This is a genomic window from Streptomyces sp. NPDC053048 (assembly GCF_044547045.1).
Lineage (GTDB): Bacteria > Actinomycetota > Actinomycetes > Streptomycetales > Streptomycetaceae > Streptomyces.
This window is the reverse complement of record NZ_JBITZS010000001.1, coordinates 393,595-419,225: the sequence shown is the minus strand read 5'-3', so window position 1 is coordinate 419,225 and position 25,631 is coordinate 393,595. Positions and strand designations below refer to the sequence as shown.

The window sequence follows — 25,631 nt, the reverse complement described above, 5'->3', positions numbered from 1 at the left end:
GCATGCGCAGCAGAGAGTACGGACCGGACCTGACCCCTCCGTGGAAGCGGAGCGCGCCCGCGCCCGAGGTGCCGGCGGAGGTGGACCTCGTGGTGGAGGAGGTCACCACGGGCTTCTGCGGGGCGGTGATCCGCTGCGAGAAGACGGCGCAGGGCCCGACGGTGACGCTGGAGGACCGGTTCGGCAAGCACCGCGTCTTCCCGATGGAACCGCGGGGCTTCCTGCTGGAGGGGCGCGTCGTGACGCTCGTACGCCCCACGGCACCGGCCGCACGCGGGCCGCAGCGCACGGCGTCCGGCTCCATCGCGGTGCCGGGCGCGCGGGCACGGGTGGCGCGCGCGGGGCGCATCTACGTAGAAGGGCGCCACGACGCGGAGCTGGTGGAGCGGGTGTGGGGCGACGACCTGCGCGTCGAGGGCGTGGTCGTGGAGTACCTGGAGGGCATCGACGACCTCCCGGCCGTCGTCCGCTCCTTCGCCCCGGGCCCGGACGCGCGCCTGGGCGTCCTGGTCGACCACCTGGTGCCGGGCTCCAAGGAGTCCCGGATCGCGGCGGAGGTCACGGGCGAGAACGTGCGGGTGGTGGGCCACCCGTACGTGGATGTGTGGGAGGCGGTGAAGCCGTCGGCCGTCGGCATCCCCGAGTGGCCGCGGGTGCCGCAGGGGCAGGACTGGAAGACGGGCGTGTGCCGGGCCCTGGGGTGGCCGGAGAACACGGGGGCCGCTTGGCAGCGGATTCTGGGTGCGGTCTCGTCCTACAAGGACCTGGAGCCGGAGCTCCTCGGGCGGGTCGAGGAGCTGATCGACTTTGTGACGGTGGGGGTCAGCGCTCCAGGGTCCTGAACCGGGATGTGTCCAGGGTCAGGTCGAGCACCCTAATGGGAACCGGATCACCGAACTTAGTGGTCCACTGCGCCCGGTAAGCGGCTTCGTAGCCTGTGCCAACGGGGTCCGTCAGCAGAAGGCACTGGGCAGCGAACGGATCGATGATCAGATAGGCGGGCACCTGTCCGGCCGCGTAGATGGAGCGCTTGACCCCGTAGTCACGGTCTCCGCTGGTCTTGGAGACCACTTCCACCACCATCGTGACATCTGGGGAGGGGATGAGGCTGTCGGGCGCCTCGAACGCCTCTCGTTCAAGAACCACCAGGTCAGGCTGAGGCTCACTCTCTTCGCCCGGAATATCAAGAGCCTGCGTAGTCTTCCGCTGCCAACGGTCGAACGGAATCTGCGCCTGCACCCTTTCGACGATGTCGTTGTGCACCCAGTTGGGCGCGGCCATCATCACGATTTCCCCCCTGAGGAGCTCAGCCCTGATGCCCTCGGGAACTTCGAGGTTCTCGAAGATCTCCGTCATCCGGCGTTCATCCACAGCGGTCATCTCCGTGGTCCTCCACATCCGCCGCGTGTCTTTTCACGGCAGCCTATGGAGAGCGTAGGCGGGCGCACGGCCTATGCGCGTCAGTTCACCCGAACAGGTAATCAGTCCACCAGATCCCGCACCACCGCATCGGCCAGCAGCCGCCCCCGCAGGGTCAGCACCGCCCGTCCGGCCGCGTACGGCTCCGCCTGCAGCAGCCCGTCCGCGAGTGCCCGCGCGGCCGCCGCCGCGCCCGCCGGCTTCAGCAGGGACAGCGGGCACCCCTCCTCGAGCCGCAGCTCCAGCAGGATCCGCTCGACCCGCCTGTCCTCGTCGGCCAGGACCTCACGTCCGGCCCCCGGCGAACGTCCCTCGGACAGGGCCTGCGCGTAGGCGCCCGGGTGCTTGACGTTCCACCACCGCACGCCCCCTACGTGGGAGTGCGCGCCGGGGCCCGCGCCCCACCAGTCGGCGCCGCGCCAGTAGAGCTCGTTGTGGCGGCAGCGGGCGGCGGGGCTCGTGGCCCAGTTGGAGACCTCGTACCAGTCGAAGCCCGCGCCGGAGAGCATCTCCTCGGCGATCAGGTAGCGGTCGGCGTGCACGTCGTCGTCCGTCATCGGCACCTCGCCGCGCCGGATGCGGCGGGCCAGTTGCGTGCCCTCCTCGACGATCAGGGCGTACGCCGAGACGTGGTCGGGGCCGGCGCCGAGCACCGCGTCCAGCGACGCCCGCCAGTCGTCGTCGCTCTCGCCCGGCGTGCCGTAGATCAGGTCCAGGTTGACGTGCTCGAAGCCGGCCGCGCGGGCCTCGGCCACGCACGCCTCCGGGCGGCCCGGCGTGTGTGTGCGGTCGAGGATCTTCAGGACGTGCTGCCGGGCGCTCTGCATGCCGAAGGAGACCCGGTTGAAGCCGGCGGCCCGCAGCTCCTCGAGGTAGCGCGGGTCGACGGACTCGGGGTTGGCCTCCGTGGTGACCTCGGCGTCCGGGGCGAGCCCGAATTCATCGCGGATCGCGGCCAGCATCCGGCCCAGGTCGGCGGCCGGGAGCAGCGTGGGGGTGCCGCCGCCGACGAAGACCGTCTCCACCGGGCGCGGGTCGTCGCCGAGGACCTTGCGGGCCAGCCGGATCTCCTCGGCGACGGTCTCCGCGTAGTTGTCGCGGGAGGCGAGGGCGCCGCCGGAGCCGCGCAGCTCGCTCGCGGTGTAGGTGTTGAAGTCGCAGTATCCGCAGCGGGTGGCGCAGTAGGGCACGTGCAGGTAGAAGCCGAGGGGCCGCTGCCCGGAGCCTTCGATGGCGTGGCGGGGCAGCGCCCCGTCCTCGGGCATGGGCTCACCATCGGGCAGTACGGAAGGCATGTGTTCCATTGTCCAGCACGCGCCGGCTTACTCCGCCCGGAGCACCAGCAGGGCGAGGTCGTCGTCGGGCGGGGTGGGGGCGAAGCCGTGGACGGCGTGGCGGATGCGGGCGGCGACGCCCTCGGCCGTGAGGCCCGTGCAGCCCGCGAGGGCGGCGGCGAGGCCGTCGCCGTCGTCGAAGAGGCGGTTTCCGGACTTGCGCTCGGTGACGCCGTCCGTGACGCACAGCAGGGTCTCGCCGGCGGCCAGGTCGAAGGTCTCGCTGCGGTAGCCGACCTCGTCGACGACGCCGAGCAGCATCTGGGGCGCCGCCACCGGCCGTACCGAGCCGTCGGGGCGCAGGAGCAGCGGCAGTGGGTGACCGGCGCTGGCGAGGGTGCAGCGCGCGCCGCCCGCGCGGGGCGTGAGCTCCCCGTACAGCAGGGACAGGAAGCGGGGTGCGGAGCCCGCCTCGGCCTCCGCCGCCTCCTCGCCCAGCATCCGGTTGAGGCGGTCGAGCACGTCGGCGACGCCGTAGCCCTCCTTGGCCAGCAGCCGCAGCCAGGGGCGGACGAGCCCGGTCGTCACGGCGGCCTCGGGGCCGCTGCCGCAGACGTCGCCGAGGGCGAAGCACCAGCGGCCGCCGCCGACCGCGAAGACGTCGTAGAAGTCGCCGCCGGCGGAGGCGTCGCCCCTGGGTTCGTAGACGACGGCCCGGTCGACACCGGGAATGGCCGCGACGCCCCGGGGCAGCAGGCCGCGCTGGAGGATGCGGCTGATGGTGGCCTGCCGGGTGTACTGGCGGGCGGAGGCGAGGGCGAGGGCGACGCGGCGGGCGAAGTCCTCGGTGAGCGCGGTGATGTCGCCGCCGGGGGCGGGCGGCCCGTCGCGGCCCAGCAGCAGGGTGCCCACGCCCCGGCCGCCCGCGACGAGCCGGCAGGCCAGTGCCGTGCCGTCGGGCCCGTACGGCCAGGGGGCGGCGCCGCCGGCCGCGGGGAGGGCGGGCGGAGTGCGCTGGAGGACGAGGCGCAGCGGCTCGACGCGGCTTTCGCGCGCGTGCCAGACGCAGGACAGGCGGGCAGCGGGGCGGGCGGCGTGCCCAAGGGCGCCGTCGCCGTCGCCGTCGAGCCAGACGGCGCACCAGTCGGCGAGGCGGGGGACGGCGAGCTGGGTGGCGAGGGAGGCGACCATGTCCTCGTCGAACTGGCCGGCGAGCAGTTCGGACGCCTCGGCGAGGAAGGACAGGGCGCGGTGCTGGCCGCGGTCGCCGAGGCGGCGGGCGGGCGGGCCGGTGCGCGGGGCGGGGGCGAGGATCTGGGCGACGCGCAGGTCGCGCAGGAGGGCCTGTTCGCAGACGGCGGCGTTGTCGGTGCCCGTGTCGGGCGGGCGGGTGGCCAGGTGGAACCAGACGGTCTTGTCGGTGCGGCGGTAGGCCGTGCCCCAGGTCTCGGCCAGCTCGGCGACGAGCCGCAGCCCACGGCCGCCGTGCGCGGGCACGCCCCGGTCGCCGCCGGCCCGGCGCGGGCGGGCGCGGAATTCGCGGGCGGGGTGGTGGTCGGTGACCTCGACGACGAGGTTGCCACCGGGCGCCGGGTCGAGGCGGCACTCGAGGTCCACGGACGTCCCGGCGTGCACCACGGCGTTGGTGACCAGCTCGCTGACGAGCAGGGTCGCGTCGTCCGTGACGAGGTCGTGGGCGTTCCAGGCGGCGAGCACGCTGCGGACGAAGCGGCGGGCCGCGGAGGGCGCGCGGGCGTCGCCGGGCAGGCTGGTGCGGGCCGTGGGCGGGGCGCCTCCGGGGTCCGGCCCGTCGGCGTGGTGCGGCGCGCCGGGCGCGCCGCATCTCGTGCCCGTCTTCTTCTCGGTGCTCTTGTCGGAGCACTTGTCGGTGCTCCTGCCCGTGCTCGTGCCGGTGTTCTCGTCGGGCCCCGCGCCCGTTCCGGACTCGCTTCCCGCAGGGGTCCTGCGGGCGGGCGCGCGGGCGATCACCTGGTCATTGCCGCCGGTTGGTGATGTCCTCACGGTGGTGCTCCTGACCGCTACGGCATAGTGCGGATTTCACCACCGACAGACTGACAGACCGGCCGTGCTCACGTGGAGCGAGTTGCGTAAGTGAGCCGCTACGAGTGCTACGAGGGGGAAACGGCCCCTCGCGTCACGCCTCGCGGGCGCCGGCGTACATCTCCTCGATCAGGTCCTTGTACTGGCGCTCGACCACCGGCCGCTTGAGCTTGAGGCTGGGGGTGAGCTCGCCGTGCTCGACGTCGAGGTCGCGCGGCAGCAGCCGGAACTTCTTGATGGTCTGCCAGCGCTGGAGCCCCTCGTTGAGCTGCCGCACATAGCCGTCGATGAGCTCCGTGGTCCGCTCGTCCGCGACCACCTCGGCGTAGGGCTTGCCCTCCATGCCGTGCTCCTTGGCCCAGTCGAGGATGGCCGGCTCGTCGAGGGCGATCAGCGCGGAGCAGAAGTTGCGGTCGGCGCCGTGCACCAGGACGTTGGAGACATAGGGGCACACCGCCTTGAACCGGCCCTCGATCTCGGCGGGCGCCACGTACTTGCCGCCGGAGGTCTTGATGAGGTCCTTCTTGCGGTCGGTGATGCGCAGATAGCCGTCCGGGGACAGCTCGCCGATGTCGCCGGTGTGGAACCAGCCGTCGGACTCGAGGACTTCGGCGGTCTTCTCGGGCTGCCCGTGGTAGCTCTCCATCACGCCGGGGCTGCGCAGCAGCACCTCGCCGTCGTCGGCGATGCGGACCTCGGTGCCGGGCAGCGGCTTGCCGACCGTGCCGGTGCGGTAGGCCTCGCCGGGGTTGACGAGGTTGGCGGCGCTGGTCTCGGTGAGCCCGTAGCCCTCGAGGATGTGGATGCCGGCGCCGGAGAAGAAGTAGCCGATGTCGGGGGCGAGGGCGGAGGCGCCGGAGACGCAGGCGCGCAGCCGGCCGCCGAAGGCTTCACGGATCTTGGCGTAGACGAGTGCGTCGGCCACGCGGTGCTTGGCGGCCAGGGCGAAGGGCACGCTCCGGCTGCCGGTGCGGCGGTAGTTGTCCTGCTCGGCCTTGGCGTACTCGCGGGCGACCTCGGCGGCCCAGCGGAAGATCTTGTACTTGGCCCCGCCGCCCTCGCGGGCCTTGGCGGCCACGCCGTTGTAGACCTTCTCGAAGATCCGGGGCACGGCGGCCATCTGGGTGGGGCGGACGACCCGCAGGTTCTCCACGATCTTGTCGACGCGGCCGTCCACGGCGGTGACGTGGCCGACGGTGATGGCGCCGGCGGTGAGCACCTTGCCGAAGACGTGCGCGAGCGGCAGCCACAGGTACTGCACGTCGTCGGGGCGCATCAGCTCGGTGGCCTGGATGGCGCGGCCCATGTACGACCAGGCGTCGTGGCGCAGCCGTACGCCCTTGGGGCGGCCGGTGGTGCCGGAGGTGTAGATGAGGGTGGCGAGGTCCTCGGAACGCAGGGCGTCGACCCGTGCGCGTACGGCGCCGGGGTCGCGCTCGAGGAGTGCGGCGCCGCGCTTCTCGAGCTCGGCGAGGGAGAGGACCCAGCCCTCCGGGTCGTCCTCGGCGGCGACGGCGTCGGCGGCCTCGATGACGACGACGTGGGCGAGGGAGGGGAGTTCGGACCGGCGCTCGCGGGCCTTGGCGAGCTGGGCGGCGTCCTCGGCGATCAGCACGCGGCACTCGGCGTCGGAGAGCATGAAGGCGCTCTCGTCGGCGTTGGTGCTGGGGTAGACGGGGGTCGTGGCGGCGCCGGAACACATGATGCCGAGGTCCGCGAGGATCCAGTCGAGCCGGGTGGCGGAGGCGAGCGCGACCCGCTCCTGGGGGAGTATGCCGAGGTCGATCAGGCCGGCGGCGATGGCGAAGACACGTTCGGCGGCCTGCCCCCAGGTGACCGACTCCCAGTCGTCGGGGCCGTGGCCGGACGCGGGCGGCACGGGGCGGCGGTAGGCCTCCGCGTCCGGTGTCGCCTCGACCCGTTCGAAGAAGAGGTGCGCCACGGAGGGCGGCCGGTTCTCGATCAAAGTCTGTGTCTCGCTCACGGCATCCTCCGGGGCCCGCTTCGTTGCTGGTGACTCGCGAGTAACCTTTTCAAGCAGTGATCAGAGTAGAGCCGACGGGCCTTTTGCGTAAGAGCCCTGGGAAGGCGTCCCGCGACGATCGCGACCCGGCCCGGGAGCCGCCCCGCCGGAAAAGTACCTGTACAGGGAATGCGGCGGGGCGAAAAGCGCGGAAAACGACGAGGAGTGCCCGCCCCCTGACGGGAACAGGCACTCGACGATCACTCCGCGGTCAATGGGCGGGCACTACTTCTTGCCCTTTTCCCCGCTCTCGTCGCTGGACAGCACCGCGATGAAGGCCTCCTGCGGGACCTCCACGCTGCCGACCATCTTCATCCGCTTCTTGCCTTCCTTCTGCTTCTCCAGCAGCTTCCGCTTACGGGAGATGTCACCGCCGTAGCACTTGGCGAGGACGTCCTTGCGGATGGCGCGGACCGTCTCACGGGCGATGACCCGGGAGCCGATCGCGGCCTGGATCGGCACCTCGAAGTTCTGCCGCGGGATCAGCTCGCGCAGCTTGGCGACCAGGCGCACGCCGTAGGCGTAGGCCTTGTCCTTGTGCGTGATCGCGGAGAAGGCGTCGACCTTGTCGCCGTGCAGCAGGATGTCGACCTTGACCAGGTCGGCGGTCTGCTCGCCGGTCGGCTCGTAGTCGAGCGAGGCGTAGCCGCGGGTCTTGGACTTCAGCTGGTCGAAGAAGTCGAAGACGACCTCGGCCAGCGGCAGGGTGTAGCGGATCTCGACGCGGTCCTCGGAGAGGTAGTCCATGCCCAGCAGGTCACCGCGGCGGGTCTGGCACAGCTCCATGATCGCGCCGATGAACTCGCTGGGCGCGAGGATCGTGGCGCGCACGACCGGCTCGTGGACCTGGGCGATCTTGCCGGTGGGGAATTCGCTGGGGTTGGTGACGGTGTGCTCGCCGCCGTCCTCCATGTCCACGCGGTAGACCACGTTCGGCGCGGTGGCGATCAGGTCCAGGCCGAACTCGCGCTCGAGGCGCTCACGGACCACCTCGAGGTGGAGCAGGCCGAGGAAGCCGACGCGGAAGCCGAAGCCCAGCGCCGCCGACGTCTCCGGCTCGTAGACCAGCGCGGCGTCGTTGAGCTGCAGCTTGTCCAGGGCCTCGCGCAGCTCCGGGTAGTCCGAGCCGTCCAGCGGGTACAGGCCCGAGAACACCATCGGCTTGGGGTCCTTGTAGCCGCCCAGGGCCTCGGTGGCGCCCTTGCTGAGCTGGGTGATGGTGTCACCCACCTTGGACTGGCGGACGTCCTTCACACCGGTGATCAGGTAGCCCACCTCGCCGACGGACAGGCCGTCGGCCGCGGTCATCTCCGGCGAGTTGGTGCCGATCTCGAGCAGCTCGTGGGCGGCGCCGGTGGACATCATCTTGATGCGCTCGCGCTTGCTGAGCGTGCCGTCGACGACCTTGACGTAGGTCACGACGCCCCGGTAGGCGTCGTAGACCGAGTCGAAGATCATCGCGCGGGCGGGGGCGTCCTTGACGCCGACCGGGGCCGGGACCTCGCGGACGACCTTGTCCAGCAGCTCGGGGACGCCCACACCGGTCTTGGCCGAGACGCGCAGCACGTCCTCGGGGTCGCAGCCGACGAGGTTGGCCAGCTCGGCGGCGAACTTCTCCGGCTGGGCGGCAGGCAGGTCGATCTTGTTGAGGACCGGGATGATCGTGAGGTCGTTCTCCATCGCCAGGTAGAGGTTGGCGAGGGTCTGGGCCTCGATGCCCTGGGCGGCGTCCACGAGGAGGATGCAGCCCTCGCACGCGGCCAGGGAGCGGGAGACCTCGTAGGTGAAGTCCACGTGGCCCGGCGTGTCGATCATGTTGAGGATGTGGGTCGTGCCCTCATTCTCCTCGCCCTCGGTGGGCGCCCAGGGCAGACGGACCGCCTGGGACTTGATCGTGATGCCGCGCTCGCGCTCGATGTCCATCCGGTCGAGGTACTGCGCGCGCATCTGCCGCTGGTCGACCACGCCGGTCAGCTGGAGCATCCGGTCGGCGAGCGTCGACTTGCCATGGTCGATGTGCGCGATGATGCAGAAGTTACGGATCAGAGCCGGGTCGGTACGGCTCGGCTCCGGCACGTTGGTAGGGGTCGCGGGCACGCAGGATCCATTCGGTGACTTCGGCGTTTGAACGCTGGTCTCGGCGGGAGTCGGGTATACGACTCCCCCATGGTCCCATGCGCGGCGGGTACGGTCCGGTTTGGGACGCCCGAGGGCGTACTGGTAGCCTGGTCCACTGTGCCTGTCGTGCCTCTCACACGTACATGGCACGCAATCGAAATCCAACGAACCTGAAAAGGCTCTTTTCGTGGCGAACATCAAGTCCCAGATGAAGCGGATCAAGACCAACGAGAAGGCGCGCCTGCGTAACAAGGCCGTCAAGTCCTCGGTCAAGACCGCCGTCCGTGCGGCCCGTGAGGCCATCGTCGCCGGTGACGCCGCCAAGGCCACCGCCGCCGTCGCCCTCGCCGGCAAGAAGCTCGACAAGGCCGCCAGCAAGGGTGTCCTGCACAAGAACGCCGCCGCCAACAAGAAGTCGGCGCTGGCCAAGCAGGTTGCCGCCCTCAAGGGCTGAAGCCTTTCCGGGGCGTGAGCCCCGACCCTCGCCGGTAACGGATTCAGCGGCCCCTCTACCGCTCCGGACCGGCACCCCGCCGCCCCCGGTCGTTCGCCACGCGGGTGCGGCATGAGCCTCACGGCTCACAGAACGATCCCGAGGCCCCGTGCCCGCCCTTCCCCAGGGCGGCACGGGGCCTTCGGGCTTTTCGCCTTGGACCTTTCGAGGGCCTCGGGGCGGGCGCTGTCGCGCTGCTCCCCCGCCGCCCTGAGGGGCGGGGGCTCTGCGTGCGACCGGGCCGCTCAGGAGCGGCCGCTGCGAGCCGCCCTCGCCACGGCGACGACCGCCTTCTCCAGGGCGTACTCCGGGTCGTCCCCGCCGCCCTTCACTCCGGCGTCGGCCTCGGCGACGGCGGTCAGCGCGGCGGCCACGCCGTCCGCCGACCAGCCCCGCATCTGCTGCCGCACCCGGTCGATCTTCCACGGCGGCATGCCTAGATCCCGCGCCAGGTCGCCGGGGCGCGCCCCGCGGGGCGCGGAGGCGAGCTTGCCGATGGCACGGACGCCCTGCGCCAGCGCACTGGTGATCAGCACGGGCGCGACGCCGGTCGACATGGCCCAGCGCAGGGCCTCCAGGGCCTCGGCAGCCCTGCCCTCCACCGCCCGGTCGGCGACGGTGAAGCTCGAGGCCTCGGCCCGGCCCGTGTAGTAGCGGGCGACGACGGACTCGTCGATGGTGCCCTCGATGTCGGCGACCAGCTGCGCGCAGGCGCTGGCGAGCTCCCGCAAATCGCTGCCGATCGCGTCCACCAGGGCCTGGCAGGCCTCCGGCGTGGCGGAACGCCCGGTCGCACGGAACTCCGACCGTACGAACGCCAGGCGGTCGGCCGGCTTGGTCATCTTCGGGCAGGCGACCTCCCGCGCCCCGGCCTTGCGCGCCGCGTCCAGCAGGCCCTTGCCCTTGGCGCCGCCCGCGTGCAGCAGGACGAGGGTGATCTCCTCGGCGGGCGAGCCGAGGTAGCCCTTGACGTCCTTGATCGTGTCCGCGGACAGGTCCTGGGCGTTTCGGACGATCACCACCTTGCGCTCGGCGAACAGCGACGGGCTCGTCAGCTCGGCCAGCGTGCCGGGCTGGAGCGCGTCGGGGGTGAGGTCGCGGACGTCGGTGTCGGCGTCGGCCGCGCGGGCCGCCGCCACCACCTCCCGCACGGCGCGGTCGAGGAGGAGGTCCTCCTGTCCCACGGCGAGCGTGACGGGGGCGAGCAGGTCGTCGGTTGCTGTCTTCCTGGCCATCGCGTCCAGCATCCCATGCGCCGCTGACACACCCCCGCGCCCGGCCGTTCCCCCGTACCGCACAATGGGCGGGTGACCAGCGCTTACCCCTACTCCGACACCTCCTCCGACTCCGTACGGCACCTGCTGGTGCTCCCCGACCGCGACGCCGCCGAAGAGGCGGCGGAAGAGGCCGGGCAGCGCTTCGGCCTGCCCGAGGAGCCCCAGATCGTGCGCGAGGCCCTGGCCGGGGAGGACGACGCCGAGGACGCCCAGTGGCTGGTGGTCCTCGAGGACCCCGACGGCGAGCTGGACACCACCGCCCTGCGCGAACTGGCCGAGGAGTACGAGGGCTGGCTCGAGGCGGAGTAGCCGCCGCCCCCTGCCTGCGGCCACGGCTCACGGCGGCCGCCCCGCCCGTCGCTGTCCCCGTCACCGCGATGCTGCCGTCGGTGTCGGTGCGCACGACCGCGGTGCCGCGCGCACTGAGCGCCGCGAGCGTACGGGCCGCCGGGTGTCCGTACGGGTTGCCGACACCCGCCGAGATCACCGCCAGGCGCGGTCGCAGTCCGCCCAGCAACTCCGCGTCCTGGTAGGCGGAGCCGTGGTGGGCGACCTTGAGGACGTCCACCGGCGGCAGGTCCGGGCGCGCTTCGCGCAACTCCTGCTGTGCGGGCGGTTCGAGGTCGCCCAGCAGGAGCACGGTCAGACCGGCCGTGCGGACGAGGAGGACGACGCTGGCGTCGTTGGGCCCCTCCTCCGCGACGGCCGACGTTCCCGGAGGCGGCGGCCACAGCACTTCCCACGACAGCTCGCCCAGACGCCGCCGCTCCCCCGGCACCGCGTCGGCCACCGGCACCCCCACCCGCCGCGCCTCGCGGCACACGAACGCGGCCTGCCCCGGGGGGTGCGCGAACGGCGTCGTCTCGATCATCCCGACCGCCCGGCCCCGCAGCACCCCGGGCAGGCCGTCGACGTGGTCGGCGTGGAAGTGGCTCAACAGCAGCAGCGGTACCTTCTCGACGCCCAGCTCGTTCAGGCAGCGGTCCACCGCGCGCGGCTCGGGCCCGGCGTCCACGACGACAGCGGTGCCAGGACCGGCGGCGAGGACCAGCGCGTCGCCCTGCCCCACATCGCAGGCGATCAGCCGCCAGTCCGGCGGTGGCCAGCCGGTGACGGCCCGCGTCAGCGGGGCCGGGCGGACGACCGCCAGCAGCAGGAGCAGGGCGCAGCCCGCGCAGACCCAGGGGTTGCGCAGCACCCGGCGGCCGGCGAGGAGTACGACCCCGGTGACGGCGCTCAGCAGCAGCCCGCCGGCCACACCGCCCGGCCAGCCCAGCTCGGCGCCGGGCAGGTCCGCTCCTGTGCGGGCCACCGTCGCCGTCCACGCGGCGGGCCAGCCGGCGAGCCAGGCGAGGCCCCTGGCGACGGGCATCGCCACGGGCGCCACTGCCAGGGCGGCGAAGCCCAGCACCGTGGCGGGGGCGACCGCCGGCCCGGCGAGGAGATTGCAGGGCACCGCCACCAGGCTGACCCGCGCTGCCAGCACCACGACCACCGGCGCGCACACGGCCTGAGCCGCACCGGCCGTGGCCAGGGCCTCCGCGATCCTGGGCGGCACCCCACGCCGCCGCAGGGCGGCGCTCCAGCGCGGGGCGAGCGTCAGCAGTGCCCCGGTGGCCAGAACCGACAGCAGGAATCCGTAACTGCGGGCCAGCCACGGATCCCAGAGCACCAGCAGCAGTACGGCCGCCGCGAGGGCCGGCAGCAGGCTGCGGCGCCGCCCGGTGCCGAGGGCCAGCAGCGTGATCAGACCGCACGCGGCGGCCCTCAGCACGCTCGGCTCGGGGCGGCACACCACCACGAACCCCAGCGCCAGAGCGCCGCCCAGCAGCGCGGTGAGCCGCAGTGGGATGCCGAGCCGCCCGGCGAGCCCCCGCCGCTCGGCCCGTGAGGCGAGGTGCGCGGGCCCGATGAGCAGGGCGAGCAGCACGGTGAAATTCCCGCCGCTCACGGCCAGAAGATGCGTCAGGTCCGTTGCCCGGAAGGCGGCTTCGAGGTCCGGTGGCACGCGGGAGGTGTCGCCGACTACCAGTCCGGGCAGCAGCGCACGGGCGTCCGGGGTGAGATCGTCCGTCGCCTCCCGCAGACCCGCCCGCAGCCGGGCCGCCGCCCGCTGGAGCACGCCGGGACGCTCGATGACCTCGGGTGGGCCCTGGTCGCCGCCGACACGCAGGACGGCCGCGGCGCGGTCGCCCTCCCGGGACGGCGGGGCGAGCTTGCCCTCGGCCCTGACCCGCGTGGAGGGCAGCAGCCCGACCCAGGACCGGGGCGCGATCAGCAGCACGGGCGTGCGCACGGCGACGGCACTCGCACCGTCGTCCTCTGTGACGACACGGGTCGCCTCGGCCTCGACCAGGACAGCGGGTTCACTGCGGACCGCCCCGCGCACCCGCGGCCTGCTGGGCCGTGGATCCCCGGTGACCGTCACCTCGACCGTGGCCTGCGCGTACCGGCGCGCCAGCTCCGGCAGCGGCCCACGGCGCGAGTCGGCGCCCGCCAGGGCTCCGGCCGCCGCGCCGGCGGAGCCGCACAGCAGCACGGCCGCGACCACCACCGCCATGCCCCGTGGCCTGACCGCCAGGAGGGCACCGGCCCCGAGTACGGCCACCACGCACCCGGCGGCGACCACTCCACCGTCCGCGGTCAGCGCGAGCGCTGCCGCCGCCCACGCGGCGAGCGCCGGCACGGCCAACCGCAGGTCCGCCGGGCCTTCTTGCCGCGCGATGCCGCCGGGCCGGGCAAGGACGCCGTGACGCGCAACGTCATCGGGCCGTGCGACGCCATCGGGCCGCGCGACGCCATCGGGCCGGTCGGCGCCATCGGTCTGGTCGGCGCCGGGCCGCGCCCCGACCGTCCGCCGGCTCATGGCCGCACCAGCGGCTTGAGGTCCGTGAAGCGGCGGGCCCCGATGCCGTTGACGTGGCGCAGGTCGGACACCGAGCGGAAACCACCGTGCTGGGCGCGGTAGTCGAGGATGTGCTGGGCGAGGACAGGACCGACGCCCGGGAGGCCGTCGAGCTGTTCCAGCGTCGCGGAATTGAGACTCAGCGGACCGGCGGAACCCTGCACCGGTCCGCCAGGCTCTTGCGACACCCCGAGAGCCGAATTCGACGCGCCACCAACGCCGTTCGACGAGCCGACGGGAGCGGACGGAGCGGGGAGGCCCACCACGATCTGCTCGCCGTCCATGAGCAGCCGCGCCCGGTTGAGCCCGGTGGTGTCCGCACCGGGCCTGGCGCCCCCGGCCGCCTCCAGCGCATCGGCGACCCGCGAGCCGGCCGGCAGGTGACGGACCCCCGGGCGCAGCACCTTGCCCGCCACGTCCACCACCACGTCCCGCGCGCTCGCCCGGCCCCCGGGCGGTGGCGCGCCCGAGGCACCTGACGGCACGGCCGCGGCCGCCGTCGGCGCGGCGGTCGCGACCTGCGCTTCGCGCGCGGGTGCCCGGATCGTCTGCGGCCGTCCGGCCCAGAAGTGGTACGTGGCGAAGACCGCCGACACCACCAGCACGACCGTCAGCGCGGCGAGCGTCCTCGGCTCGATGCCGCACCGCAATTGCACCCACACCGGCAGCCGCTCCACCAAGGCCATCCGCCAACGTCCCCGCACCCGCGGGGCATTGGGTGCCGTCGCGGCGGCCGAGGCACGCTCGCGCAGCGAGCCGAGGCCCGCGGCGAGGGCGTCGGCATCGGCCCCGACACCAGCCCCTACACCGACGTCCGTAACGGTGTGCGATCGAACAGTCATGGAACGCGACCGTAGTCGCATCCGCGCGATCCCGCCGAGGCGCCCGGATTTCCGTGGATAACCGGCCGGTTGTGGATAACTCCGTCACCCTGCCGGGGGATGGCGGGCCGTGCCGGGCCATGCGCGCGAGGCGCGGCACCGGCACCGAGCGGCCTACCTGGCCGAGACCACCACTCCCAGCAACCCCGGCCCCGTGTGGGCGCCGATGACCGCGCCCACCTCGCTGACGTGCAGGTCCACCAGGCCGGGCACCCGCTCCCGCAGCCGCTCGGCCAGCTGTGCGGCGCGCTCGGCGGCGGCCAGGTGGTGGACGGCGATGTCGACGGGGGCGACGCTGGCCCGTTCGACCACGATCTCTTCCAGGCGGGCGATCGCCTTCGAGGCGGTGCGGACCTTCTCCCGCGGCTCGATGCGGCCGCCGTCCAGCTGGAGCAGCGGCTTGACGGCCAGCGCCGAGCCGAGCAGCGCCTGCGCCGCGCCGATGCGGCCGCCGCGCCGCAGATAGTCGAGGCTGTCGACGTAGAAGTACGCGGCCGTGCCGTGCGCACGCTTCTCGGCGGCGGCGACCGCCTCGTCCAGCGTGCCGCCCGCCCGCGCGGTCTCGGCGGCGGCCAGCGCGCAGAAGCCCAGGGCCATCGCGACCATGCCGGTGTCCACGACCCGGACCGGCACGGGCGCCTCGCGAGCCGCGAGGACAGCCGCGTCGTACGTACCGGAGAGCTCGGCCGACAGATGGAGGGAGACGATTCCCTCGGCACCGGCGGCGGCCGCCTCGCGGTAGGCGGCGGCGAAGACGTCGGGGCCGGGGCGGGAGGTGGTCACCGGCTTGCGTTTCTGCAGGGCCTGGGCGACCGACCGGGCGGAGACCTCGGTGCCCTCCTCGAACGCTTCGTCGCCCAGGACGACCGTCAGCGGTACGGCGGTGATGCTGTGCCGCTCCATCTCCTGCTGCGGCAGGTAGGCCGTGGAATCGGTGATGATCGCGACATGGCGGGACATGCCCCGGAGGTTACCCGTCGGGCCGCGTGGACGGCAGTACGAGCCGGATACGCGTGATCACTTCCGGCCGATCATCCAGGCCCACCGCCGCCGGTCCGGAGGCCGCCGACCCGACTGCCTCCGGCCCGACCGCCTCCGGACCGGCCGCGACGTGCCCGCCTCAGGCAGTGCTCTCCGGACGCGTGCGCTTCGTCTTCTGCCAGGAGTACCCGGGCTGCCACCGGTCATTCCGCCCGTCGATCGCCGGACGCTCCGGATCGGGACCGCCACCGGTGCCCGCCCCGGCCCCAGCCGAAGCCGCAGGCTTCGGCGCCGCAGAACCAGGCGCAGAACCAGACGCGGCACCAGCCGCAGACCCAGCCGCAGAACCGGTAGCCCCGCCCGCGGCCGGCGCCTCCGCCCCGTCCTCCCAATGCCGCAGCGCCCCCGCCTCCATGCGGATCTGCTCGCTCAGCAGCGTCAGGTCGTCCTCCGCGAACCGCCGCGCCCGGTCCTGCGCCGCCCAGCGCAGCGAGTCGGCGGAGTCCGTGACGCGCTCGGTCCGCTCGCGCAGGTCCGGCAGGCGCGCCGTGACGCGCTCGCGGTCGGGCTCGTCCTCGAGCTTGCGCAGCTCCTCGTCGAGCTCGCGGCCGTGCGCGCTGAGCCGCTCGAACAGCGCCATCGACTCGGACAGCGAGGAGTCGTCCGGCACCCCGGCCCGCAGCACGTCCTGGGTGGCGCGCATCGACGTCCGCAGCTTCACGCGCAGTTGGGCGACCTCGCCCGCCGCGCCCGGCTGGATGTACTGCCTGGCCTTCAGACGGGTGTCCTCGACCGTGCGCCGCGCCTGGGTGACCGTGCGGTCCACGCCGCGCTTGACCGCCCGCACCGCCCTGACCGTGGCGATCACCGCGAAGGCCACGAGGATCGCGCAGATCACGGCGATGATCGCGGCGGCGGCTTCCATATGCGCTCCTCAGCTCCTCAACAGCTGCAACAAGGTCCAAGAGGCCATCGACGGACCATCAACGGGCCGTACCCGTACCCCTCCACCGTAAACGCAAAGGGCAGGCCCCGGGTTCCTGCGGAACCCCGGACCTGCCCTCAGGGGCTACCCCCGGTGCGCTGTCCCGGCCGTTACGCCGGAACGATGTTCACCAGCTTCGGCGCCCGGACGATGACCTTGCGGATGCCCGCCCCGCCCAGCGCGGCGACGACCGCCGGGTCGGCCAGGGCGACCTTCTCCAGCTCCTCGTCGGAGATCGACGGGGCGACCTCCAGACGGGCCTTGACCTTGCCCTTGATCTGGACGACGCAGGTGACGGCCTCGTCGACCAGGTACGCGGGGTCGGCGACGGGGAAGTCGCGGTGGACGACCGAGTCGGTGTGGCCCAGCTTGCGCCACAGCTCCTCGGCGATGTGCGGGGCCAGCGGGGCGACCAGCAGCACCATCTGCTCGGCGACGGAGCGCGGCACCTCGCGCAGCTTGGTCACGAAGTTGTTCAGCTCGGTGACCTTGGCGATCGCGGTGTTGAAACGCAGGTTCGCCATGTCCTGGCCGATGCCGTCGACGGCCTTGTGCAGGGCGCGCAGCGTCGCCTCGTCGGGCTCGGCGTCGACGACGGTGACCTCGCCGGTGGCCTCGTCCACCACGTTGCGCCACAGGCGCTGCAGCAGGCGGTACTGGCCGACGACGGCCCGGGTGTCCCAGGGGCGGGAGACGTCCAGGGGGCCCATGGCCATCTCGTACAGGCGCAGGGTGTCGGCGCCGTACTCGGAGCAGATCTCGTCCGGCGTGACGGCGTTCTTCAGGGACTTGCCCATCTTGCCGAGCAGCCGGCTGACCTTCTCGCCCCGGTAGTGGAACGCGCCGTCGCGCTCCTCCACCTCGGCGGCGGGCACCGCGATGCCGCGCGCGTCGCGGTAGACGTACGCCTGGATCATGCCCTGGTTGTAGAGCTTGTGGAACGGCTCGGCGGACGAGATGTGGCCCAGGTCGAAGAGGATCTTCGACCAGAAGCGGGCGTACAGCAGGTGGAGCACGGCGTGCTCGGCGCCGCCGACGTACAGGTCGACGCCGCCGTGCGGCTGACCCTCGCGCGGGCCCATCCAGTACCGCTCGGCGTCCGCGGAGACCAGCCGCTCGTTGTTGTGCGGGTCCAGGTAGCGCAGCTCGTACCAGCAGGAACCGGCCCAGTTGGGCATGGTGTTGGTCTCGCGGCGGTACGTCTTGGGGCCGTCACCCAGGTCCAGCTCCACGTTGACCCAGTCCTCGTTGCGGGACAGCGGGGTCTCCGGGGAGGTGTCGGCGTCGTTCGGCTCGAAGGTGCGCGGCGCGTAGTCCTCGACCTCGGGCAGCTCCAGCGGGAGCATCGACTCCGGCAGCGCGTGGGCGACGCCGTCCTCGTCGTAGACGATCGGGAAGGGCTCGCCCCAGTAGCGCTGGCGGCTGAACAGCCAGTCGCGCAGGCGGAAGTTGACGGTGGCCTCGCCGATGCCGCGCTCGGTCAGCCACTCGGCCATCCGGGTCTTGGCGTCGGGGACGACCAGGCCGTCCAGGGAGATGTCCGCACCCGCCGAGTCGATGATCTCGGCGTCGTAGGAGTCGAACGAGTCCGCCCAGGTGGCCGGGTCGGTGCCGCGGTCGTCGGCGGGCCGGACGACGCAGCGCATCGGCAGGTCGAAGGCGCGCGCGAAGGCGAAGTCGCGGCTGTCGTGCGCCGGGACGGCCATGATCGCGCCGGTGCCGTAGCCCATCAGGACGTAGTCGGCGGTGAAGACGGGGATCCGGTCGCCGCTGACGGGGTTGATCGCGTACGCGCCGGTGAAGACGCCGGTCTTCTCCTTGGCGTCGGCCTGGCGCTCGACGTCGGACTTGGCGGCGGCCTCCTTGCGGTAGGCGGCGACGGCCTCGGCCGGGGTGGCGTGCCCGCCGGTCCAGTCCTCGTGGGTGCCCTCCGGCCAGGCGGCGGGGACGATGCCGCCGTTGTCGCGGTCGGAGACGGCCAGCGGGTGCTCGGGCGCCACGACCAGGTAGGTCGCGCCGAACAGGGTGTCCTGGCGGGTGGTGAAGACGGTGACCTTGGCCTCGGGGTGGTCCTCGACGGCGAAGTCGACGCGGGCGCCGACGCTGCGGCCGATCCAGTTGCGCTGCTGCAGCTTGATGGCCTCGGGCCAGTCCAGGGCGTCCAGGTCGTCCAGCAGGCGGTCCGCGTAGGCGGTGATGCGCATGTTCCACTGGCGCAGCTTGGACTTGAAGACGGGGAAGTTGCCGCGCTCGGACCGGCCGTCGGCGGTGACCTCCTCGTTGGCCAGCACCGTGCCCAGGCCGGGGCACCAGTTGACGGGCGCGTCCGAGGCGTAGGCCAGGCGGTAGCCGCCCAGGACCTCCTCGCGCTCGGCGGCGCTCAGCTCGCCCCACGCGCGCGTACCGGGAACCTCGCGCTCGCCGCTCTCGAACCGGTCGATCAGCTCACTGATCGGACGGGCCTTCTTCGCCTCCTCGTCGTACCAGGAGTTGAAGATCTGCAGGAAGATCCACTGGGTCCACTTGTAGTACGCGGGGTCGATCGTCGCGAACGACCGGCGCTTGTCGTGGCCCAGGCCCAGCCGGCGCAGCTGCGCCTTCATGTTGTCGATGTTGGCCTCGGTGGACACCCGGGGGTGGGTGCCGGTCTGCACCGCGTACTGCTCGGCGGGCAGGCCGAAGGCGTCGAAGCCGAGGGTGTGCAGGACGTTGTGGCCCGTCATGCGGTGGTAGCGCGCGTAGACGTCGGTGGCGATGTAGCCCAGCGGGTGACCGACGTGCAGGCCCGCGCCCGACGGGTACGGGAACATGTCCATGATGAACTTCTTGGGCCGGGCGACGACCTCGGGGTCGCCCGCGAGCTCACCGCCGGGGTTGGGCGCCTCGTACGTGCCGTCGGCGTCCCAGAAGTCCTGCCAGCGCGCCTCGATGTCCGCGGCCAGGGCGGCCGTGTAGCGGTGCGGGGCGGCCACCTCGGCGGCGGTGGGGGTCTCGCTCATCGTCCTTAAGCTCCATCGATCGTCGTCTCTGCCTGCGCCGCAAATGAAAAAGCCCCTCGCACAGGAGGGGACGCCGCGCCGATGCCGACCGGAAGTCACCGGTCGGTGCTGATCAGCGCGGCTCGCTAAGCAGGAGGCGTACGGCACGCATGGGCTCAGATTACCGCAGCGGCGGAAGGTACCGCACCGAGGCAAGGGCACCGCCGACGTTAGCAGCGCCGCGCCGCCGCGCACCGGGGTTGCGCGAAGCGCCCCGCCGCTCTCGAACAGCTGCCTAACGTGCCGGGGCATGGACCTGCCCCGCTTCCTCGACGAGACCGGGGGCGTGCTCGCCCTGGTCTCGCTCACCGCGACCGTCGTCTGGGGGCTCATCGCCGCCGGCCACCCGGTCCTCACCCCCCGCGCCCGGCTGCTCGCCCAGGCCGTGCACCGGGCCACCGCCGTCGCGGCCCTCGGCTTCCTCCTGGCGCACGTCGCCGTCAAGGTCGCCGCCGCGCACGCACCGGCCCTCGCTGCCCTCGTGCCGTTCGCCTCCGGCGCGCGCGGCCCCGGCGTACTGCTGGGGCTGGGCTCCCTCGCCGCCTACCTGATGGTGACGGCAGTCGCGACCGGTGTCCTGCGGGGTGCCTTCGCCGGGCGCGGGCACACCGCCCGCCGCTGGCGCTCGCTGCACGCCTGCGCGTACGGCGCGTGGTGCGCCGCCGTGCTGCACGGACTCAACGCCGGGCGTCCCGCGGCGGCTTGGGTGACCGCGTGCTACGCCCTGAGCCTCTCGGCGGTGGCCGCAGCGCTGCTGTTCCGCCTGCTGCGGGCGCGAGGGGCGCTGCCGGCCCTCTTACGCCGCCGGCCCGCCGGGGCGCACGCGGCGGGAAGGGCGGGCAAGGAGCCCCCGGCCCGCCCCCTGCCGTCCGCGCCGTCCGCGCCGACCGGCGGCCCCGCCGACGGCCGGCAGATCGCGCGGGCGGGCAGCGTCCCCGCGCCGGCCGATTCCGCGCCGGGACGGCGGACGTGAGCGCCGGGGAAGCCGGGAGCGCCGTGAACGCCCCTCTGCCCGACCTGCCCGGCGTCCTGGCCCTGGGCCCGCCCCGCCTGACGGCCGGCTTCGAGGCGGCCGGGCGGCTGGACCGCCGGGCGCACCTGGCCGCCCACGGCACGGCGCCCCGCCTCACCGAGGACGAGCTGACGCGGCTGGCGGAGGCCGTCTCCCTGCGCGGACGCGGCGGCGCGGGCTTCCCCTTCGCCCGGAAGCTGCGGGCCACCGGCAGCGCGGCACGGCGGCGCGGCGTGCCTCCGGCGGTGGTCGTCAACGGGTGCGAGGGCGAGCCGGCCTGCCGCAAGGACGCGGTCCTGCTGCGGCGGGCTCCGCACCTGGTGCTGGACGGCGCCCTGCTGGCCGCCGAGGCGCTCGGTGCCGGCACCCTGGTGATCGGGGTGACCCGGACCGCGACCGAGGCCTCCGTACAGGAGGCACTGGGCGAGCGCGGCCTGTCCGACCGGCGCGGCCGATCGGTGCGCACCCGGGTCGTGCGCCTGCCGGAGCGCATGGTCTCCGGCGAGTCGTCCGCCCTGCTGCGTGCCGCCGACGGCGGCCCCCCGCTCCCCCGGGGCCGGCACGTCCGCGCGGCCGAGCAGGGCCTGAGCGGCCTGCCGACGCTGCTGTCCAACGCCGAGACCTACGCCCAACTCGCCGTCGCCGCCCGCCTGGGCGCCTCCCGCCACGCCACGACCGGCACCCCGGACGAGCCCGGCACCCTCCTGCTCACCGTCTCCGGCGCGGTGGCACGCGCGCGTGTGGTGGAGGCTCCGGCCGGTACAGCGCTGTCGTACGTGCTGCAGCGGTGCGGGGCCGTACCGGCTCCCCAGGGGGTGCTGGTCGGCGGCTACCACGGCTGCTGGCTGGAGGGGACGACTGCGGCCGGTGCGGTGCTCTCGCGGGACGCGCTGGCGGCCCTCGGCGCGACCCTCGGGGCCGGCGCCGTGCTGCCGCTGCCCGGTGACACCTGCCCGCTGGGCGAGGCGGTCCGGGTGGCGCACTGGCTGGCCGCGGAGTCGGCCGGGCAGTGCGGGCCCTGCGGGCTGGGCCTGCCGGCCCTGGCGGGAGCGCTGGCGGACGTGGTGGCCGGAGGCGGGCGCGGCGCCCTGGAGGCCGTACGGGAGGCCGCGGGCGCCGTGCGCGGGCGCGGGGCGTGCGGGCACCCGGACGGGGCGGCGCGCTTCGTGCTGAGCGCCCTGGCGGCGTTCACGGACGATCTGGCCGCGCACGTCCTGGGCGGCGGCTGCGGGCGGGCCACGACGGGCGTGCTGCCGCTGCCCGCACCCGGCGGCGCCGCAGGGGACGCGCGCGTGGAGCGGCTGGCGGTGGACTGGACCCTGTGCGAGGGCCACGGGCTGTGCGCGGGGCTACTGCCGGAGCTCGTACGCCTCGGGCCGGACGGATTCCCCGCGCTCGCGGACGCCGCGGTGCCCGGTCACCTGCGGGCCCGTGTGCGGCGGGCCGTACGCCGCTGCCCGGCGCTGGCCCTGCGCCTGGAGCGGGACCGCTAGCGGAAACCCGACGGGAAGAGGACAAACGAAGAGCGGGCCGTCCATCCGGACGACCCGCTCTTTCCCTGTGGAGCTAAGGAGAATTGAACTCCTGACCTCCTGCATGCCATGCAGGCGCTCTACCAACTGAGCTATAGCCCCTTGTTCTGTTTTCCGCCGGGGTTTCCTTGCGGCCTCCCTGGCGACACGGAGAACATTACACGGACCTCCCCCCTATCCGCCAAATCGGTTTCCGTCACGGCCCACCTGGGCCCGTTTTGACCGATTTCCACCGGATGTTGCGGGTGTGACGGCGACGGCCTCAGGCGGTGGCGAAGGAGTAGAACCGTTTCAGGGCGCAGTGCTCGTCGAGCAGCCGTCCGTAGATCGGCTCGCCCTCGAGCTCACGGTAGGTCTCGATCGGGTCGCCTTTTATGATCAGCGCCCGCGCGCACTCCACACACCAGTACTGGTACTCGGAGTTGAGCGGTTCCATGTCGCGGACGATCGGCGTTCCACTGCCGCACCAGTCGCACTTTCGGCTGTGAGCACCCATGGGTCAGCTCCCACCCCCTCCCCTTCGGCAGCGTTCACTCCCGGCTGTCCGATTCTGCCACGGCACCGCGCGGGAACAGCAACAATCCCGCCCCCTGTGATCAGGGGACGGGATCGTCCGGACTGTGGAGCTAAGGAGAATTGAACTCCTGACCTCCTGCATGCCATGCAGGCGCTCTACCAACTGAGCTATAGCCCCGCTGTTCTCGGATCCCCCGGAGGTTTTCCCCCGCGTTCCCCGCGAACAAGAAGAACTTTAGCCTGCGACCTGCCCAGATGTGAAATCGGGCCCCAGGCGTCCCTCGGCCGGCATCCGGGTGCCTCAGTCGTCGTCGCCGAGGACCGGCTCCGGCAGCGTCCCGGCGTTGTGCTCCAGCAGGCGCCAGCCGCGCGCGCCCTCGCCCAGCACGGACCAGCAGCAGTTGCTGAGGCCGCCCAGGGCCTCCCAGGAGCCGGGCTCCAGGCCCAGCAGTCGGCCGATGGTGGTGCGGATGGTGCCGCCATGACTGACCACGACCAGGGTGCCGCCGTCCGGCAGCTCCCGGGCGGCCGACAGCACGACCGGCGCGGCCCGCTCGGCCACCTCGGTCTCCAGCTCGCCGCCGCCGCGGCGCACGGGCTCGCCGCGCTTCCACGCCGCGTACTGCTCGCCGTAGCGCTCCATGATCTCGTCGTGGGTCAGGCCCTGCCACTCGCCCGCGTACGTCTCGCGCAGCTCGGCGTGGTGGGAGGCCTCGAGCCCGGTGACGGCCGTGAGCTCCGCGGCGGTGGCCCTGGCCCGCTTGAGGTCGGAGGCGACCACGGCGTCCGGCCGCATCGAGGCCAGCAGGCGGGCGGCCCGGCGCGCCTGGGCGACGCCGGTCCCGGTCAGCTCGATGTCCGTGGAGCCCTGGAAGCGGCGCTCCACGTTCCACGAGGTCTGACCGTGCCGCCACAACACGATCCGGCGGCCGCGGGCGGCCCCGCCGCCGCTCAGCTCAGGCCTCCGTCCAGGTCGCCCGCGGCGGCCCGGTCCCGCTCGTGCTCCTCGCCCTTGCCGCGCGTGGCGACGGCGTCGGCGGGCAGCTCGATCTCCGGGCAGTCCTTCCACAGCCGCTCGAGGGCGTAGAAGACGCGCTCCTCGCTGTGCTGCACGTGCACGACGATGTCGACGTAGTCCAGCAGCACCCAGCGGGCGTCGCGGTCGCCCTCACGGCGCACCGGCTTGGCGCCGAGCTCCTTGAGCAGCCGCTCCTCGATCTCGTCGACGATCGACTTGACCTGGCGGTCGCTGGGGGCCGAGGCCAGCAGGAAGGCGTCGGTGATCGACAGTACGTCGCTGACGTCGTAGGCGATGACGTCGTGCGCGAGCTTGTCGGCGGCAGCCTGGGCGGCGGCCTGGATGAGCTCGATGGAGCGGTCCGTGGCGGTCACAAGCCATGCTTTCGTAAAGAGGGTCAGTACGCCTCAAGGGTCTCACGACCCGCCGGTGCCGCTCCGGGGGTTTTCCGCCCTTGCCTGCCGACCGACCGGCCCGCCGGCCCAGGCCCCCGCCGGTCCCCGTTGGCCGCCGCCGGCCGCCCCCGCCCCCGGTCAGCCCTTGTAGTCCTGGCCCAGGACCACGGTGACGTCGGCGCCGGCGGCGCCCTCGCCCTTGCGCACCGCGCCCTCCGGCAGCCCCAGGGTCCTGGCCACCTCCTTGGCCTCACCCGCCCGGCCGTCGTCCGCGTAGAGCACGGCGGAGGCCTTCCGCGGGGCCTTCGCCGCGCCGGCGTCGACGTAGGTGAAGCCGCCGTTGACGAGCGTCACGCGCGCGGAGCCGCCCGCCGGGGCGCCGCCTGTGGCGTTCTTCACGCTCACCCGGGGCGGGGCGTCCCGGCCGGGGGCGCGCACCGTGCCGCCCAGCACCTCCCTGACGACGGAGTCGGCCGCCGGCCCGGCGAGCGTGCCGTCCGGCCGCACGGGCAGGACGCGGGTCTCGTACGAGCCCTGCCGGGCCCGCTCCGCCAGGTGCGCGAGCGAGGCACCCAGCTGCCGGGTGCTCAGTGACGGGTCGGGGATCTGGGCCAGCGACTCGACCGTGCCGGTCGCCGTCCCCGCGTCCCCGGACATCTTCCCCAGCACCGCCCGCATGACCTGCCCGAACCGTGCCAGCTGCCGCTCCTGCCCCTCGCCGGGCGCCCGGTAGACGGCGTACGCGACCGCCTCCCGCCCCCCGAGCCTCCGGCCCGCGCCCCGGTCGACCAGAGGGCGCTCACCGGGCTCCGCGCCCGGCACGGTGGTGTTGGTGTCGACAGTGATGCCGCCGACCAGCTCGACCAGGTTCTCCAGGTAGGGGGTGTCCAGCCGCCAGCTGCCCTTGATCCCCGAGCCCAGCAGGGCGTTCAGCGCGTCCCGGGTGCCGCCGGTGCCCGCGTCCTGGACGGAGCCGCCGAGCGTCGTGGCGCCGCCGCCCTCCTGGGCGACGGCCAGCGCGTTCGGCAGCAGGAGAGCGGTGGCCCTGTGGGCCGTCCCGTTGTCGACCAGCAGGGCCGTCGAGCTCACGCCGCCGGTCGTCTGCCGCAGATGCACGACGATCACGTCCCGCTGCTGGGCGCCGCCCGCCGCAGGCGCGGCACCCTCGTCGCCACCTGCGGACAGCAGGAGCCAGGTGATGCCGCCGGCGACCACGAGGCCGAGCACGACGGCGAGGGCGGCGAGGCGATTGCGGCCCCTGCGCCTGCGCCCGTCGCGCCGCTCGGTGCGGCTCTCGCTGAACTTCAGCCAGTCGATGACATCTTGGGAGTCCTCGTCCGGCTCCTCGAGGAAGGAGAACTGCTCGGCGCGGTAGTCACCGGCGGGCGCCGGGGCGGCGGCCGGCCGGGGCTCCGGAATCCGCGGCGGCGCGGAGGCGGACGCGGGTGAGGACGCGGAGGCAGACGCGGAGTCCAGTGCGAAGTCCGGTGCGGACGGGCCCGCCTGCCGGGGGATCCACTCCTGTTCGGCCTGCTGCCGAGGCTCCCGGGACCGCTGAGCCGGCTGCCCGTACTGGTCGTACACGCGTTCAGGGGCGTCGGGCCGGTACACGGGCTGCCCGTAGGCGTCATAACCGTGCACCTGCTGTTGCGCGTACGGGTCCTGTCGGTCGTTCACCAGCGCCCCTCGATGACCGTCGAGCC

At 73.4% G+C, this 25,631-nt stretch carries 19 protein-coding genes, 2 tRNA genes and 1 pseudogene; 5 read left to right on the top strand and 17 right to left on the bottom strand.

The features are described 5' to 3' along the window. Positions 1-2 precede the first annotated feature (2 nt). The gene (locus ACIG36_RS02055) at positions 3-842 is read left to right on the top strand and encodes a DUF3097 domain-containing protein (RefSeq protein ID WP_399920361.1); all 840 of its coding nucleotides are present in this window, start codon (positions 3-5) and stop codon (positions 840-842) included. Here ACIG36_RS02055 and ACIG36_RS02050 read toward each other — a convergent pair. The 5 genes from ACIG36_RS02050 to lepA form a co-directional block, all read right to left on the bottom strand. Continuing rightward, entirely contained in the window at positions 823-1,380 is a 558-nt protein-coding gene (locus ACIG36_RS02050) for a Uma2 family endonuclease (protein ID WP_399920358.1), read from the bottom strand. The two genes, ACIG36_RS02055 and ACIG36_RS02050, sit on opposite strands and share 20 nt — an antisense overlap. A 101-nt stretch (positions 1,381-1,481) precedes the next feature. Beyond that, positions 1,482-2,714, bottom strand: coding sequence for a radical SAM family heme chaperone HemW (hemW, locus tag ACIG36_RS02045; RefSeq protein ID WP_399920355.1), 1,233 nt, complete (start codon positions 2,712-2,714; stop codon positions 1,482-1,484). Between the two features lie 27 nt (positions 2,715-2,741). Beyond that, positions 2,742-4,460: a SpoIIE family protein phosphatase gene (locus ACIG36_RS02040; RefSeq protein ID WP_399922134.1), complete on the bottom strand. Its 1,719-nt coding sequence runs from the start codon at positions 4,458-4,460 to the stop codon at positions 2,742-2,744. Between the two features lie 388 nt (positions 4,461-4,848). Further along, positions 4,849-6,738 (bottom strand): AMP-dependent synthetase/ligase, encoded by a 1,890-nt coding sequence (locus tag ACIG36_RS02035; protein WP_399920350.1) that lies wholly within the window; start codon positions 6,736-6,738, stop codon positions 4,849-4,851. 264 nt (positions 6,739-7,002) lie between these two features. Beyond that, a complete protein-coding gene (gene lepA, locus ACIG36_RS02030; RefSeq protein WP_399920347.1) occupies positions 7,003-8,874 on the bottom strand; it encodes a translation elongation factor 4 in 1,872 nt (623 codons plus the stop codon). 208 nt (positions 8,875-9,082) lie between these two features. Here lepA and rpsT point away from each other — a divergent pair, with 208 nt between their 5' ends. Beyond that, positions 9,083-9,349: a 30S ribosomal protein S20 gene (rpsT, locus tag ACIG36_RS02025; protein ID WP_399920345.1), complete on the top strand. Its 267-nt coding sequence runs from the start codon at positions 9,083-9,085 to the stop codon at positions 9,347-9,349. A 284-nt stretch (positions 9,350-9,633) separates the two neighbouring features. Here rpsT and holA read toward each other — a convergent pair whose 3' ends face one another. Beyond that, on the bottom strand, positions 9,634-10,623 hold the full coding sequence (holA, locus tag ACIG36_RS02020; protein WP_399920342.1) for a DNA polymerase III subunit delta: 990 nt from the start codon (positions 10,621-10,623) through the stop codon (positions 9,634-9,636). Positions 10,624-10,695: 72 nt separating this feature from the next. Between holA and ACIG36_RS02015 the strand changes: the two genes are divergently transcribed. Further along, the gene (locus tag ACIG36_RS02015) at positions 10,696-10,974 is read left to right on the top strand and encodes a hypothetical protein (RefSeq protein ID WP_399920338.1); all 279 of its coding nucleotides are present in this window, start codon (positions 10,696-10,698) and stop codon (positions 10,972-10,974) included. A 19-nt stretch (positions 10,975-10,993) separates the two neighbouring features. Here ACIG36_RS02015 and ACIG36_RS02010 read toward each other — a convergent pair. The 5 genes and pseudogenes from ACIG36_RS02010 to ACIG36_RS01990 all read right to left on the bottom strand — a co-directional run. Beyond that, positions 10,994-13,531: pseudogene (locus ACIG36_RS02010) on the bottom strand (ComEC/Rec2 family competence protein); the annotation flags it as partial. Then, a complete protein-coding gene (locus tag ACIG36_RS02005) occupies positions 13,528-14,412 on the bottom strand; it encodes a helix-hairpin-helix domain-containing protein (protein WP_399920335.1) in 885 nt (294 codons plus the stop codon). The pseudogene ACIG36_RS02010 and the gene ACIG36_RS02005, both read right to left, overlap by 4 nt. Positions 14,413-14,565: 153 nt before the next feature. Then, a complete protein-coding gene (locus ACIG36_RS02000; protein ID WP_399920332.1) occupies positions 14,566-15,411 on the bottom strand; it encodes a DegV family protein in 846 nt (281 codons plus the stop codon). A 160-nt stretch (positions 15,412-15,571) separates the two neighbouring features. Beyond that, positions 15,572-16,357 carry a hypothetical protein gene (locus ACIG36_RS01995; RefSeq protein WP_399920329.1) on the bottom strand — a complete coding sequence of 262 codons (786 nt, stop codon included), beginning with the start codon at positions 16,355-16,357 and terminating at the stop codon, positions 15,572-15,574. A gap of 170 nt (positions 16,358-16,527) precedes the next feature. Beyond that, a complete protein-coding gene (locus tag ACIG36_RS01990) occupies positions 16,528-19,416 on the bottom strand; it encodes a leucine--tRNA ligase (protein WP_399920326.1) in 2,889 nt (962 codons plus the stop codon). A 289-nt stretch (positions 19,417-19,705) separates the two neighbouring features. Here ACIG36_RS01990 and ACIG36_RS01985 point away from each other — a divergent pair, with 289 nt between their 5' ends. Beyond that, entirely contained in the window at positions 19,706-20,428 is a 723-nt protein-coding gene (locus tag ACIG36_RS01985; RefSeq protein ID WP_399920323.1) for a hypothetical protein, read from the top strand. A 23-nt stretch (positions 20,429-20,451) separates the two neighbouring features. After that, the gene (locus ACIG36_RS01980; RefSeq protein ID WP_399920319.1) at positions 20,452-21,960 is read left to right on the top strand and encodes an NADH-ubiquinone oxidoreductase-F iron-sulfur binding region domain-containing protein; all 1,509 of its coding nucleotides are present in this window, start codon (positions 20,452-20,454) and stop codon (positions 21,958-21,960) included. Between the two features lie 68 nt (positions 21,961-22,028). Here ACIG36_RS01980 and ACIG36_RS01975 read toward each other — a convergent pair. From ACIG36_RS01975 to ACIG36_RS01950, 6 genes are all read right to left on the bottom strand, one after another. Next, positions 22,029-22,101, bottom strand: a tRNA-Ala gene (locus ACIG36_RS01975). Between the two features lie 160 nt (positions 22,102-22,261). Continuing rightward, positions 22,262-22,495, bottom strand: a complete 234-nt coding sequence (locus ACIG36_RS01970; protein ID WP_071963321.1) for a hypothetical protein — start codon at positions 22,493-22,495, stop codon at positions 22,262-22,264. Positions 22,496-22,620: 125 nt separating this feature from the next. Then, a tRNA-Ala gene (locus ACIG36_RS01965) sits at positions 22,621-22,693 on the bottom strand. Positions 22,694-22,816: 123 nt separating this feature from the next. Continuing rightward, positions 22,817-23,470 (bottom strand): histidine phosphatase family protein, encoded by a 654-nt coding sequence (locus ACIG36_RS01960; protein ID WP_399922131.1) that lies wholly within the window; start codon positions 23,468-23,470, stop codon positions 22,817-22,819. Next, a complete protein-coding gene (gene rsfS / locus ACIG36_RS01955) occupies positions 23,467-23,907 on the bottom strand; it encodes a ribosome silencing factor (RefSeq protein WP_399920316.1) in 441 nt (146 codons plus the stop codon). Before rsfS ends, ACIG36_RS01960 begins: the two co-directional genes overlap by 4 nt. A 159-nt stretch (positions 23,908-24,066) precedes the next feature. Further along, the gene (locus ACIG36_RS01950) at positions 24,067-25,605 is read right to left on the bottom strand and encodes an LCP family protein (protein ID WP_399920312.1); all 1,539 of its coding nucleotides are present in this window, start codon (positions 25,603-25,605) and stop codon (positions 24,067-24,069) included. Positions 25,606-25,631 lie beyond the last annotated feature (26 nt).